The organism is Yokenella regensburgei (assembly GCF_051486985.1).
In the GTDB taxonomy this organism is placed as follows: Bacteria; Pseudomonadota; Gammaproteobacteria; order Enterobacterales; family Enterobacteriaceae; genus CBFFRJ01.
The window spans coordinates 37,414-50,490 of the sequence record NZ_JAHVDV010000015.1 but is presented as its reverse complement, the minus strand read 5'-3'; the positions used below and the strand labels follow the sequence as shown (position 1 = coordinate 50,490).

The 13,077-nt window shown below is 55.3% G+C and carries 11 protein-coding genes and 1 other RNA gene; 2 read left to right on the top strand and 10 right to left on the bottom strand.

Annotated elements, in window-relative coordinates; genetic code table 11:
- Positions 1-13: 13 nt before the first annotated feature.
- From KXR87_RS12140 to ffs, 5 genes are all read right to left on the bottom strand, one after another.
- Positions 14-3,088, bottom strand: a complete 3,075-nt coding sequence (locus tag KXR87_RS12140) for a beta-galactosidase (RefSeq protein WP_437432500.1) — start codon at positions 3,086-3,088, stop codon at positions 14-16.
- 102 nt (positions 3,089-3,190) lie between these two features.
- Positions 3,191-4,276 (bottom strand): LacI family DNA-binding transcriptional regulator, encoded by a 1,086-nt coding sequence (locus KXR87_RS12135; protein ID WP_437432499.1) that lies wholly within the window; start codon positions 4,274-4,276, stop codon positions 3,191-3,193.
- 246 nt (positions 4,277-4,522) lie between these two features.
- Positions 4,523-4,741 carry a hypothetical protein gene (locus KXR87_RS12130; protein WP_437432498.1) on the bottom strand — a complete coding sequence of 73 codons (219 nt, stop codon included), beginning with the start codon at positions 4,739-4,741 and terminating at the stop codon, positions 4,523-4,525.
- Entirely contained in the window at positions 4,738-4,989 is a 252-nt protein-coding gene (locus KXR87_RS12125; protein WP_437432497.1) for a hypothetical protein, read from the bottom strand. The genes KXR87_RS12130 and KXR87_RS12125 overlap by 4 nt, the downstream gene beginning before the upstream one ends.
- Positions 4,990-5,289: 300 nt before the next feature.
- Positions 5,290-5,386: signal recognition particle sRNA small type (ffs, locus tag KXR87_RS12120), an RNA gene on the bottom strand.
- A gap of 164 nt (positions 5,387-5,550) precedes the next feature.
- On the opposite strand from ffs, the gene KXR87_RS12115 reads away from it, so the two are divergent.
- Entirely contained in the window at positions 5,551-5,862 is a 312-nt protein-coding gene (locus tag KXR87_RS12115; protein WP_437432496.1) for an MGMT family protein, read from the top strand.
- Between the two features lie 38 nt (positions 5,863-5,900).
- On the opposite strand, the gene KXR87_RS12110 is transcribed toward KXR87_RS12115, so the two are convergent.
- Entirely contained in the window at positions 5,901-6,470 is a 570-nt protein-coding gene (locus KXR87_RS12110) for a YbaY family lipoprotein (protein ID WP_437432495.1), read from the bottom strand.
- A 214-nt stretch (positions 6,471-6,684) separates the two neighbouring features.
- On the opposite strand from KXR87_RS12110, the gene tesB reads away from it, so the two are divergent.
- Entirely contained in the window at positions 6,685-7,548 is an 864-nt protein-coding gene (gene tesB, locus KXR87_RS12105) for an acyl-CoA thioesterase II (protein WP_437432494.1), read from the top strand.
- Between the two features lie 70 nt (positions 7,549-7,618).
- On the opposite strand, the gene amtB is transcribed toward tesB, so the two are convergent.
- The 4 genes from amtB to KXR87_RS12085 form a co-directional block, all read right to left on the bottom strand.
- Positions 7,619-8,905: an ammonium transporter AmtB gene (gene amtB / locus KXR87_RS12100; RefSeq protein ID WP_437432493.1), complete on the bottom strand. Its 1,287-nt coding sequence runs from the start codon at positions 8,903-8,905 to the stop codon at positions 7,619-7,621.
- Positions 8,906-8,937: 32 nt separating this feature from the next.
- Positions 8,938-9,276 (bottom strand): P-II family nitrogen regulator, encoded by a 339-nt coding sequence (gene glnK / locus KXR87_RS12095; protein WP_002891893.1) that lies wholly within the window; start codon positions 9,274-9,276, stop codon positions 8,938-8,940.
- Positions 9,277-9,530: 254 nt separating this feature from the next.
- Positions 9,531-11,309, bottom strand: a complete 1,779-nt coding sequence (locus KXR87_RS12090) for a SmdB family multidrug efflux ABC transporter permease/ATP-binding protein (RefSeq protein ID WP_437432492.1) — start codon at positions 11,307-11,309, stop codon at positions 9,531-9,533.
- A complete protein-coding gene (locus KXR87_RS12085; RefSeq protein ID WP_437432491.1) occupies positions 11,302-13,065 on the bottom strand; it encodes a SmdA family multidrug ABC transporter permease/ATP-binding protein in 1,764 nt (587 codons plus the stop codon). Before KXR87_RS12085 ends, KXR87_RS12090 begins: the two co-directional genes overlap by 8 nt.
- Positions 13,066-13,077 lie beyond the last annotated feature (12 nt).

The window sequence follows — 13,077 nt, the reverse complement described above, 5'->3', positions numbered from 1 at the left end:
TGACAGGTAAAGTTTAGCTCTGAGACCAGAGGAAGGTATAACGCACCGTCTTTTCGCTGAGTATAAATTCCGGCGCTACGCTGGGACTCCAGGAATCATCACCGCCCACTCCCATATGGAACGCGTCGAGCTGCAGCCAGCATCCGTCTTCTTCACATAGTAGGTGATGATGAGTTGTCTCGTTAAGCTGCTGCTGACTGTAGCGACTTAAGGAGAAGTGGAATCGACCATTCAGCTGATGCGCACCATAACGCAGGGCACGCGTGTCACAACGAAGCCCGTTCTCGCTGGGGAAAATATAGGGGGTGTGCATCTGCGCCAGCGTCTGCGTCCACTGCCCCTGACGGGCCGCCAGTTTACGGTCAGGGTAGTTTTCATGCGGCCCCAGCCCCAGCCAGCTCACCTCTGAAGGCAGGTCTGCAAGCTGGCAGTGCAGGCCAATACGGGCCGGCGGTGGCACGTCCTCTGCAATCTGCACATCCACCTCCCCTTGCAGCGTCCCCTCACCGGTAATGCGCCACCACTTCTGGCTGATAAAGAGCGTCCTGCCTTCATGCTGCCAGCCGTGGCGGGTCATAACGGTGACATCACTGACGTTCTCCTGCGCTTCGCACTGCAAAAGCTGTGGCGTCAGTTGATACATTCCTGCCGCTTTCCAGCGCTCTACCCAGGCATTAGGATCGATACGGGTCGCTTCACTTACGCCAATGTCGTTATCCAGAGGAGCCCTGGTGAAGTTATCGATAACCGGCGACAGCAGCGTTGGCTGCCCGTCGCGCCACCACTGCGTCAGATGCCCGCTCTGGCGCGAGAAGGCCCAGCGCTGGTTCGCCTGTTCAACATAAAAGGTGGTATCGTCCACGATCAGCGCCGGGCGTGCGGTAGCCACCGTCTCAGGCGCAACGAACAGCGGTGCGGGCAGAGGCCACTGATCCCATGCGCAGCGATGCTGCTGCGGTGACCAGGCTGTCGCCTCACGCTGGAAAACATCCACATTCAGCCAGACCTCGCCAGGGGCTGCAGTAAGCACCGGGGCCGGGAGTTCAATACGCCGGGTGCCCTGTGCCGGAACCCTGAGCACCACCTCCCCCTGTGCAAGGATGTCGCCATCACACACGACAGACCAGCGCAGCGTTTCGTTATCGGTATCGCGGAACAGAAACTCGCTGGTGACCTCAATCACCAGTGGCGAGGTGCTGATCAGCGCAAACTGGAAAAATTGCTGCGCACGCTGGGCTTCATAGAGCGCGGGATGGGGCGTTCTGTCCGGAAAGACCAGTCCGTTCATACAGAACTGCCGATCATTTGGCGTGTCGCCAAAATCGCCGCCGTACGCCCAGAAGGAGATGCCGTTTTCATCGGTTTTGGTCAACGCCTGATCGACCCAGTCCCAGACGAAACCGCCCTGCAAACGTGGATAAGCACGAAACGCCTGCCAGTAGCTGGCGAATCCACCAAAGCTGTTGCCCATCGCGTGGGCATATTCGCACAGAATAAGCGGGCGGGTTTCATCAGGCATACTGACCCATTTCTTGATCGACCATTTTGGCACCGCCGGGAAGGGCTGATCCTGGTCGACGCGGGCATACATCGGGCAAATAATATCGGTTGCCGCTGTGTTCGCACCGCCGCCTTCATACTGTACCGGGCGTGTGGGATCGGTACTTTTCACCCAGCGATAAAGCGCATCGTGGCTGGCTCCGTGGCCCGATTCATTGCCCAGCGACCAGATAATGATCGACGGATGGTTACGATCGCGCTGTACCATGCGGGTGACCCGTTCACTCATGGCCGGAAGCCATTGCGGATCGTCAGAGAGGCGACTCATAGGCACCATACCGTGGGTTTCGATATTGGCTTCGTCCACCACATACAGCCCGTACTGGTCACACAGGCGATACCACAGGGGATGGTTAGGATAATGCGAGCAGCGGACGGCATTGAAATTGTGCTGCTTCATCAGTTCAATGTCGCGGCGCATGGTGGCTTCATCTGCCACCTGGCCGTTTTCGGGGTGATGCTCATGACGGTTGGTGCCCCGGATCAGCAGCGGTTTGCCATTGAGCTTAAGCAGACCATGACTGATTTCTACCTCACGGAAACCCACATCACACGCCTCAACTTCAAGCAACACCCCGTCCCTGCTATACAGGGCCACCGTTAAGCGGTACAAATGCGGCGTTTCCGCACTCCACAACAGCGGTTGCCCGACAGGCATCGCCACGCTCAACCGCTCAGCCCAGGCTCCGCGCTCATCGATGATATCGCTGCCAGGCCTCTGACGCGCGTCGGCTACTTTTGTCTCTCCCTTCCACAGGGTGAATGCAAGCTCACAGTCGGTAAAGTCACCGGCCAGTTGGGCATCAACCTTGAGCAGAGCCTGATCATACCCGGCGTTCAGGTGCGTGACATAGTGGAAGTCCGCGATCCTCGCCTGCGGTTTATGCAGCAGAGAAACATCACGGAAAATGCCGCTCATGCGCCACATGTCCTGATCTTCGAGATAAGTGCCATCACACCAGCGCAGTACCATCACCGCCAGGCGGTTTACGCCGGGCTGCAGTACCGCACTAAGATCAAATTCGGCTGGCAGGCGACTGTCCTGGGAGTATCCCACCCATTGACCATTACACCAGAGATAAAAAGCCGAATTGACGCCATCGAAGATGATTCGCGTCTGCCCGCTGGCCAGCCACTCCTCCTCCACTTCAAATGTGAGCGAGTAACAACCGGTGGGGTTAGCCTGAGGGACACACGGCGGATTGACCGGAATCGGATAGGTGACGTTGGTGTAAATCGGCGTGTCAAAGCCCTGCATCTGCCAGTTCGAGGGCACCGGCATGGACATGGCGTCGTCACAGTCTTTTTCAATCCAGCTGGCAGGCACCTGCTCCGGGGCGTCGAAAAAGCGGAACTGCCACGTGCCATTGAGCACACGGCGCGAGGGTGATGGGCAATCATCCCGCGCGGCGTGGCTGTCCCGCCAGCTTTGCATCGGCGCATGGGCCGCAAGACGATGCCAATGGGTAATGACCGGGTTTTCCCAGTCCCGGCGAGACAACAGTGTACTCAGTGCAGTAATGGTCATGTTTTCCTCTTTTGCGAAGCGCTCACAATTTAAAAATACCATGCGCTTTTTCAGTCGCCTCGTAAAGGCATGCCGGATAATTAAGCGAAAAGGATCACAAAACTAACGGTGACGATCGAGTTGTGCCGCCAGGTGGGCCAGTTCATGCAACTGCTTTGCGAGGGCCTCTCCGGTGATGTCCATCTGCCTGGCGGGAGACGTTGACGCGCGGACCACCAGCGTGACCGGTAATCGCGTCTGTGTGGCGGTAGTCCTTTTACCGGCCTGCTGATTCAGCAGCCACTCCACACTCTGTTCTCCTGCCTCGCGAAATGCCTGACGAATGGTCGTCAGTGGCGGTGAATACCAGGCGCTGTCAGCCGTATCATCATAACCGACCACTGAGACCAGCCCCGGCACCCTCAGCCCCTTCTCTTCACATGCACGGATAACGCCAAGCGCCATTTGATCGTTGGCGACTAATATGGCCTGCGGCAGTAAGCTACCCGACAACAACTGGTGGCCTTTCTCGTAACCGGAGGCCGCGCTCCAGTCACCATATTCACATTGATGCGGCGTGAGTCCTTCGGCTTCCAGTGCCGACCACCATCCCTCCATACGGGCACGTGCTGAAACCGACGTCAGCGGGCCACCCAGCAGGGCAATACGTCGATGCCCCTGCGCAAGCAGATGGCTGACCCCCAGCCGGGCGCCCTGGGCAGCGTCAAAGATGAGGCTACTGACGGTAGCTGTGTCGCTGACGTCAAGGAAAAGGACAGGAACAGGCGAGGCCAGTTCGGCAAGCATCCTGGCCTCCTCATCTTCAAGCGGCACGTTAATGAGCAGCCCTTCAACGCGCTGGGACAATAACTCCTGCAACGCCACCCTGCAGGCGGCGTTATCATGTTGCTCCAGCATGGAAATGATCACGCTCACGCCCGCCTGCCCGGCTCTCGACTTCACCGCGGCAGCAATTTGCGACGGCGCATGAAGCGCCAGGTCGGTGGTCAACAGCCCCAGCGTGGGCGTCTTTTTGCCAGCCAGCTGTTGTGCACCCCGGTTAGGGATGTAATGCAGGTCCGCCATTGCCGCCATGACTTTTTCCCGGGTGCGCGGCGAAACATGCGCCCCCTGGTTGATAACGCGGGAGACGGTCTGGTAAGAGACACCAGCATGACGGGCAACGTCATAAAGCGTAATTGGTTTCATGGTGTTCATCGTGGCAACAGGGTTGGCAGAGTGTAACCTATCCGGCGAGGAGTGTGACAGATGCCGTTTGCTGGTCATGGAGCACGAGCAATGGCGATCGGCGGTGAGAAAAAATAAATAGCGACGAGCCAGGACCGGCTCGTCGGAAAGATCATCCGTGACGTTTTGAGATGGTTACATATTATATTTTGCGCGTATCATCACAAATCTTTATGCAATTAAAATGACAATTTCATGGCAAAAGTTTTACAGCTGGCGAGGAATAGGGAACCCTTTCAGAGAGATGATAAAGCTATTCCCTTCTTTTTTAATTTTTGCACCAGCATCACACCAGTCACTCGCGATGCGAAAGAACTCATCCGTTCCAATATTCCAGTTCAGGCGCACCTGCTTAACAAATCCCGAGCGTAACAGCTCGCACGCTTCGCCGTAGTTACTGGCTATAGATAGCAGTTGTTGGTTCATTTTTTCTTCTTCAGGAGTTTGCGTAACGCTTTGATTTCTTTTGAACTTAACGGAGCAGCATTGTCTTCTTCTACATGCTGATTATCGATGTCTTCTTCAGAAACGCCACCGGCTTCATCGGCGTCGAGAGCCAGAAGTAGCAGCTTCTCAGTGGCGGTGCTCAGGTTTTCATTATTCACTTCTGCATAATGACGAAGTTTCTCTTTCAGCGCTTCATCGATTTTAACGTTTAAAACCGCAGTGACCATGATTATCCCTTCTCGTGTGAATACGATGAAATATTAATACACGAAGTTAATACCTTGATCCAGAAATATATTTAACTGATATGACAGTTTGAAAATTTCCCAACATTATCTTGCCGCTTAATTATGACATTTATATGAAGGTAATATTTCAAAGTAATGACAATCTGCGTCAAGAGTAATAATTATATTATTCAGGGTGTTTGTGACCCCTTTCTCTCTGGCGTGCAGAACGCCGTCTTTTTGCCAACAAAAAGGATCAGGGATAACGAAGAGAAAAATGGGAGGCTAAATGGGTGGAGGCCCTGCCAGCTACATCCCGGCACACGCGTTCTTTGCCTTGGCTGCTTCCTTCCGGACCTGACCTGGTAAACAAAGTAGCATTGCGGGAGAACCAACAGGGCCTCCATTGAGGGCGTTGTTACCCAACGCGCTGGCGCATTATCCCTGTCCCTCCCCCCAATTGCAAGCAACCTGCAACCGGATGCTGGTTTCTTGCACGATTCCCACTGCGTCTTAGCTAACTCCCTGATATTCTGAAAGCTCACGCATCAGGAAGGGTATATGGATAAACACGATTCTTTCCCCCAACGGGTCTGGCAAATTGTGGCTTCAATTCCGCAAGGCTATGTAACCACTTACGGAGACGTCGCAAGGCTTGCAGGATCACCGCGCGCGGCAAGACAGGTAGGCGGCGTGCTTAAACGACTGCCGGAAGGCAGCACCTTGCCCTGGCACCGGGTGGTCAATCGTCACGGCTGTATTTCGCTTACGGGGCCGGATCTGCAGCGACAGCGGCAGGCATTACTGCAGGATGGGGTAGTGGTGTCCGGGAGCGGGCAGATTGATTTATCGCACTATCGATGGATTTACTGACATCTCCTCCCCCGCGAGGGAGAGGAGAGCGAGCAAAATTACATTTGGGTAGGGGCAGGTGTTGCCGTGGACGGGCTAACCTGCGTCGGTGACGTTGAAGGCACCGTGGAGGTCGCGCCACCACTTTCCTGCAGCGGTACTGCCGTTTGCTGTACAGGCACCAGCGTCAGCTCAGCTTTAGTACCACCCTGGTTAATAATGGGTTTCACGGCATCCGTGATAAACACCACTTTATCTTTGATGGTAATCGCCGCGCTTAACAAGATACGCGCGTTAGGCTGTACGTCTGCCGGGTTAAACGGCAGCACGAAGCTGAACGGGGACTGTTTGCCATCAGTACGAACCGCTTTCTGGGCAATAATTTTCGATGGTGCATCGGCCATAGAAGCATCCGACACCGTCACGGTTAACACCGCATCAGGTGGTAATGCCACTTTCTGGCGGATCCATACCGTACCCGAAACGTTAGGCTGCGTAATGGCCGCCTGATTGACCGCTGACGGGGCGTTAGGATTCGGTGTTGGGGTTGGAATATCCGCGCCTTTTTTGGCGCATCCAGCCAGCGCTACCGCCACGGCCAAACCACTTAACATGTGCACGAGTTTCATGAGTTCTCCTTATCTTCAATGCACCAGCAGGACGCCGTCCTGCCAGATTGTGTGGTCAAATCCTCTTAACGTCTGTAAGTGTGGCACACATCACTGATTTCTTCCTGCAAACACCCCTCTATTCAGATTATTGCACCCATCGGACCACTTTAGTTTCCAGGTTATACTATTCAAAACGTCCGCTTCGGCGGGGTATATATCATTGAGGACACCTATGAGTCAGGCGCTTAACAATCTGCTGTCATTACTGAATCTGGAAAAAATTGAAGAGGGTCTTTTTCGTGGGCAGAGTGAAGATTTAGGGCTTCGCCAGGTCTTCGGCGGACAGGTGGTCGGGCAGGCGTTGTATGCCGCCAAAGAGACCGTACCGACGGACCGTTTCGTGCACTCCTTTCACAGCTATTTTCTTCGCCCTGGCGACAGCCAGAAGCCGATTATTTATGATGTCGAAGTATTGCGAGACGGCAACAGCTTTAGCGCCCGCCGCGTTGCCGCCATTCAGAATGGCAAACCCATTTTCTACATGACGGCCTCGTTCCAGGCCCCTGAGCCCGGTTATGAGCATCAGAAAGCCATGCCGGAGGCACCCGACCCGGAATCACTGAAATCAGAAACTGAGATTGCCCGCGAGCTGTCCGGCTTTTTACCGCCGCTTGTCAAAGAGAAGTTTCTTGGCGATAAGCCTATCGAAATCCGTCCCGTTGAGTTCCATAACCCGTTAAAGGGCCACAAGGCTGCCCCCACTCGTCAGGTATGGATGCGCGCCAATGGCAGCCTGCCGCATGACTTACGCGTTCAACAGTATTTGCTCGGTTACGCCTCAGACTTCCATTTCCTTCTGGTCGCACTCCAGCCACACGGCGTGGGCTTCCTTGAGAAAGGGATGCAGGTGGCGACCATTGACCATTCCATGTGGTTCCACCGCCCGTTTGATCTGAATGACTGGCTGCTTTATAGCGTGGAAAGTACCTCTGCTTCCAGCGCACGCGGCTTTGTGCGTGGTGAGTTTTATAATCGTGACGGTGTGCTGGTGGCCTCCACCGTGCAGGAAGGCGTGATGCGTAACCGCGGAGCCTGATGCCCCTGCGGCACATAAAAAAGCCTTCCCTGAGGAAGGCTTTTTTTGCTTGGGAGATAACGCATTACCGTCAGGCGTTGTAGGCGTTTTCGCCGTGGCTGTTGACGTCCAGCCCTTCGCGCTCCTGCTCTTCAGGTACGCGCAGGCCCACGGTCATATCAGCCAGTTTGTAGGCGATGAAGGCGACCACACCAGACCAGACGATGGTGATAGCAATACTTTCAAGCTGCACCAGTACCTGATGTCCCATCGTCACGCCTTCGGCATAGCCTACGCCGCCCAGTGAAGTGGCCGCGAAGATACCGGTCATGATGCAGCCGACGATACCGCACACACCGTGGACACCGAACACATCGCAGGGATCATCCACACGCAGGAAACGTTTCAGAGAGGTTACGCCCCAGAGTCCCGCAAGACCGGCCACGAGCCCGATGATCAGCGCGCCACCTACGCCGACGTAGCCACATGCCGGGGTAATACCGACCAGACCTGCAATCGCACCGGAACAGGCACCCAGCAGAGACGGCTTCCCTCGCACGGCCCATTCACCAAATACCCAGGAGAGGATAGCGCCCGCTGTTGCGACAACCGTGTTTACAAATGCCAGGGCCGCTATCTCGTTGGCGGCGCTGGCAGATCCAGCGTTGAAACCAAACCAGCCGAAGTAAAGGATGGCCGTACCGATGAAGACCATTGGCAGGTTATGCGGTTTAAAGGCTTCTTTCCCAAAGCCAACGCGTTTACCAATCAGATAAGCGCCGACCAGCCCCGCTACGGCGGCGTTGATATGTACAACGGTACCGCCCGCGAAGTCCATAGCACCATGCGATGCCAGCAGACCACCGCCCCAGACCATGTGTGCAATCGGCACGTAAGAGAGCGTCAACCAGACGACGACAAAGATAAGAACAGCAGAGAAGCGAATGCGTTCAGCCAGCGCCCCGACGATAAGTCCGACGGTAATGCAGGCGAATGATCCCTGGAACGCTACGTGGATGTACTGATAGAAGCTGCCCATGACGGCGGTCAGCTCAATGTTTTTCAGCATCGCCCAGTTAAAGCTACCGAAGAAATTGTTGCCTTCGCTGAAGGCCAGGGAGTAGCCATACACCACCCACAAGACACAGACCAGCGCAAAGGTTACGGCCACTTGCGTCAGCATAGAAAGCACGTTTTTGCCGCGGATTAAGCCACCGTAAAACAGCGCAATACCCGGAATTGTCATAAACAGCACCAGCGCGGTGCAGATCATCATAAAGGCGTTGTCAGCTTTGTCTGCAACGGCGGGAGCCGCCATCGCCAGCCCGGGCAGTAAGGCCAGTGAGGCAAGTCCTGCTTTCAATGTTGTTTTCATCATTTTATTCCCCATTCTTTCACTGTGTGCAGGTATTACAGTGCCGCTTCGTCGGCTTCGCCGGTACGAATACGAATGACACGTTGCAACTCAGCAACGAAAATTTTGCCGTCGCCAATTTTTCCGGTGTAGGCTGCTTTACTAATAACATCAATGACTTCATCAAGCTGATCGTCAGCAATAGCGACATCAATCTTCACTTTTGGCAGGAAGTTGACGCTATATTCAGCACCGCGGTACAGCTCTGCATGCCCTTTCTGACGTCCGAAACCTTTCACTTCGGTTACGGTCAACCCCTGAATACCAATTGAAGACAGCGCCTCACGAACGTCTTCCAGCTTGAATGGCTTAATGACCACGGTAACCAGCTTCATAGATCCCCCTCCAGTCGAAAATCGAAATGTCCGCAGCTAATACGTCAACGTTATTGCAAGGCCTGTGCCAGAAATGAAAATAGTGAGGGTTTCAGACGCTTATCCGCTGCCAGCGGGATTGTGAGGCAGGCAGGGAAAAGCGGGACGGGTTCGGATTGTTCCTGGAAAGAAAAAACGCACCACGACGGTGCGTGATGCGTTAGATTTTTGCACCAACAGGGATAGCGGCCAGTAGCCTGCCTGATTATGGTGCATCAGGCGATAAGAGAATCTTCTCGTGCGCTGGCTGCAAGCTCTTCTCCTGCCAGCTGCAGCTGGTACATCTGCCAGTAACGTCCTTTTGCTTCAAGGAGTTGCTGATGTGTCCCTCTCTCAACAGCCTGTCCCCGGTGGAGAACCAGGATGGTTTCCGCTTCAACAATGGTCGACAGGCGGTGGGCAATCACCACCAGGGTTGTCTGCTCCCGTACCGCTTTGAGCGCATGTTGAATAGCCTGTTCCGTACCCGAATCGATATTGGCGGTTGCTTCATCAAGGATAAGAATCTGCGGCGTCTCTACCAGTACACGCGCAAGGGCGAGAAGCTGCTTCTGCCCGACGGAGAGGTTATTCCCCTGCTCTCCAAGACGGGTATAAATGCCTTCACTCATCCCCCGCGCCAGATCCGCCAGTTGCACGGTTTCCAGCGCCTGCCAGACCTGTTGTTCAGAAATGTCGCGTCCCAGCGTCACGTTGGTAAAGAAGCTGTCGGCCATCACTACGGGGTCCTGTTGTACCATCGCCACACCTTTGCGCAAGGAGGCGTGGCTCAATGCAGAAAGCGGGCGGCCATCGAGACGAATTTCACCTTTCGTGAGCGGGTAATAGCCCATGAGCAGGTTGGCGAGCGTGCTCTTCCCGCTGCCGGTATGCCCGACCAGTGCCACAAAGCTGCGCGCGGGCACGCTCAGATTAATGTCCTGGAGTACAAACTGGTTCTCCCGGTAGGCAAATGACACGTTATCAATATCAATAGCACCGCTTTTCAGCGGCGCGTCGTCGTACCCGTAGGTCTGGCGCGGGCAGTCCATGAGTTCAAAGACGCGCTCCCCGGCCACTACCGCCTGTTGTAGCATTGACTGCTGGGTGGTGAGTTCAATTAACGGTTCATTGAGCCGACCAAGGTAGCTAATAAAGGCATACAGCACACCGACTTCAACCGTTCCGGTCGCACTGAAACCAAAGAGCATCAGCAGGCCGCAGAGGATAAGCGTGGTAAATAAGCTCAGTAAAGGCCGGAGCAGGAAACCATCCAGGCGCAACGTCTGCATCCGCGCGAGATAGTGAGAGCGACTTGCCTCGCCCATTTTCTCGCCAAATCGCCCCTGCTGACGGAACTGCTGGATAACGCCCATACCGTTTATCACTTCATTAAAACCATCATTAATGTCGGCAAGGTAGGCCCGCATGCGCCGGACGATGGGCGTGCTATAACGTTGATAAATCAGCATCACAATAAGCACCGCAGGGAATATCGCAATCGCCACCATCGCCATACGCCAGTCGAGGCTGAACATGGCGACCAGCATGGCGCCAATCAGTGCCGCACTGCGCAGTACCGTCGCTACCACGGTGACATAGAGATCACGGATAACCTCGGTGTCATTGGTCACGCGGGAGATGATCTGCCCTACCGGTTGCGTATCGAAAGCGCTGAGCGGCTGACGTAGCGCTGCATCCATTACGTCGGTACGCAATTTTTGCACCACGCCTACGGCCGCCTGATTAAACAGCAGCGACTGGGCATAGTGCAGCCCTGCGGCGAGCACCTGGAGACCGACATAAGCCACCACCAGGCCTGCCACCAGCCCCAGCGGGAGGTAACTTTTGGCCACCATATTGTCGATGAAATAGCTAATGAGCGCCGGGCCAGAGACCTCAGCCGCCGCCGCAATCCAGAGCATCAGCACCGCTTTGCTCAAGGGCTTACGCCAGGGTTTACCATAAACCAGCAGGCGCTTCAGGGTCGGCCATAACTGTCCAAAATTACGCATGGCTGGCCTCCTCTGGCACATCATCCAGCGCCGCTTCCAGCTGCTGATAACGGTACATGTCGCGATACCACCCGGGCTGGCTCGCCAGCTGTTCGTGCTGACCACGTTGAGCCACATGCCCGTGCTGCATGACCAGAATCTCACTGGCCTCGGTCAGTGCCGACAAGCGATGTGCGCTGATGATAACCGTCCGTCCTTCACCCCACTGACGCAGGTTATGCAAAATCTGGTGTTCGGTTCGTCCGTCAACGGCCGACAACGCGTCATCCAGAAGCAGAATTTCCGCATCCAGTAATAACGCTCGGGCAATGGACAGGCGCTGTTTTTGCCCTCCGGAAAGCATGACTCCGCGCTCCCCCACTTCCGTCTCATAACCCTGCGGCAGACGTAAAATATCGTCATGAACGCTGGCAAGTCTGGCAACCTGTTCAATTTCCTCACGGGCCGCGCCGGGTTTTCCTAACGCAATGTTGCTGGCAACGGTATCAGAAAAGAGAAACGGTGTTTGGTTTACCACTGCCAGGCGACTGCGCCAGGCATCCAGTTTGAGCGTGGTCAGCGGCAGGGAGTGGAAACGAATATCGCCATGTTGCACGTCAAAATGGCGCTGGATTAGCGAGAGTAATGTACTTTTCCCGGCGCCCGTCGGCCCACAAATACCCAACATTTGCCCCGGCTTCAGCGTGACGCGGACGTCATTAAGCACGGGTTGTGTTGTCTGTGGATAGGTAAATTCACGAATCGCTATCTCCAGCGTTCCGCGTCCGTCTGGCACGGTTTCAGTGCCGTCGCTTACCACCGGCGCTTCAGCCAGCATGTCACGGATACGGGTATAGGCCGCACTGCCGCGTTCAACGATATTAAACATCCAGGCGAGCGCAAGCATTGGCCAAATCATCAGCCCCAGATACATCATAAAGCTGGTAAGTTGCCCCAGCGTCAGCGTCCCCTGCACCACCATCCAGCTTCCGCCGCCTATCGCCAGCAGGTTCGCCATACCGATGGCGATATAGATTGTCGGATCGAAACGGGCATCGACGCGCGCCACGCGCATATTTTTCTGACCGGTATCCGCGGCTTCGCCGGCAAACAGCGCCGACTGCCGGTCTTCCATACCGAATGCTTTTATCATCCGAATACTGGTCATGCTTTCCTGGGTGCGATCGTTAAGGGCAGAGAACGCCGCCTGGGCGAGCTTGAAGCGCTGATGCAGTTGATCACCGTAGCGCTTGATCACCAGCGCCATAACTGGCATTGGCAACAGAGAAAGTAAGGTCAGCTGCCAGCTTATCTGCGTGGACATCACAATGAGTACGACGCAGCCCATCACCAGTGAATCCACCAGCGTCAGGACCCCTTCGCCAGCCGCAAAGACGACGCGGTCAACGTCGTTCGTCGCACGGGCCATGAGATCCCCGGTCCGGTGCCGTAGGTAAAATTCAGGGTGCTGACGGCTGAGCTGGCGGTAGAAATCTTCGCGTAGTTCAACAGCCAGCTGGTACGAGGCGCCAAAAAGCCAGACGCGCCAGACGTAGCGCAGCAGGTAAGTCACCACCGCAATCAGCACCAGCGTACCGACCCACATCATGATTTGCGAGACGCTGTAGTGCTGGCGGGTAACGCCATCGACCACAATGCCCACCACTTTGGGCGGCACGAGTTGCAGTATGGCAATAATGATAAGTAAGCCAACGGCACCGAGATAGCGTCGCCATTCCCGGCGAAAATACCAGCTTAACTGAGCAAATAATCGCACGCGTTTACATCC

Excerpts from the sequence above, each read along its gene's own strand:
- glnK (WP_002891893.1), bottom strand. The coding sequence starts at position 9,276 with ATGAAGCTGGTTACCGTGGTCATTAAGCCATTCAAGCTGGAAGACGTT.
- tesB (WP_437432494.1), top strand. The coding sequence starts at position 6,685 with ATGAGTCAGGCGCTTAACAATCTGCTGTCATTACTGAATCTGGAAAAA.
- KXR87_RS12115 (WP_437432496.1), top strand. The coding sequence starts at position 5,551 with ATGGATAAACACGATTCTTTCCCCCAACGGGTCTGGCAAATTGTGGCT.
- KXR87_RS12110 (WP_437432495.1), bottom strand. The coding sequence starts at position 6,470 with ATGAAACTCGTGCACATGTTAAGTGGTTTGGCCGTGGCGGTAGCGCTG.
- KXR87_RS12090 (WP_437432492.1), bottom strand. The coding sequence starts at position 11,309 with ATGCGTAATTTTGGACAGTTATGGCCGACCCTGAAGCGCCTGCTGGTT.
- KXR87_RS12135 (WP_437432499.1), bottom strand. The coding sequence starts at position 4,276 with ATGAAACCAATTACGCTTTATGACGTTGCCCGTCATGCTGGTGTCTCT.
- KXR87_RS12140 (WP_437432500.1), bottom strand. The coding sequence starts at position 3,088 with ATGACCATTACTGCACTGAGTACACTGTTGTCTCGCCGGGACTGGGAA.
- KXR87_RS12130 (WP_437432498.1), bottom strand. The coding sequence starts at position 4,741 with ATGAACCAACAACTGCTATCTATAGCCAGTAACTACGGCGAAGCGTGC.
- amtB (WP_437432493.1), bottom strand. The coding sequence starts at position 8,905 with ATGATGAAAACAACATTGAAAGCAGGACTTGCCTCACTGGCCTTACTG.
- KXR87_RS12125 (WP_437432497.1), bottom strand. The coding sequence starts at position 4,989 with ATGGTCACTGCGGTTTTAAACGTTAAAATCGATGAAGCGCTGAAAGAG.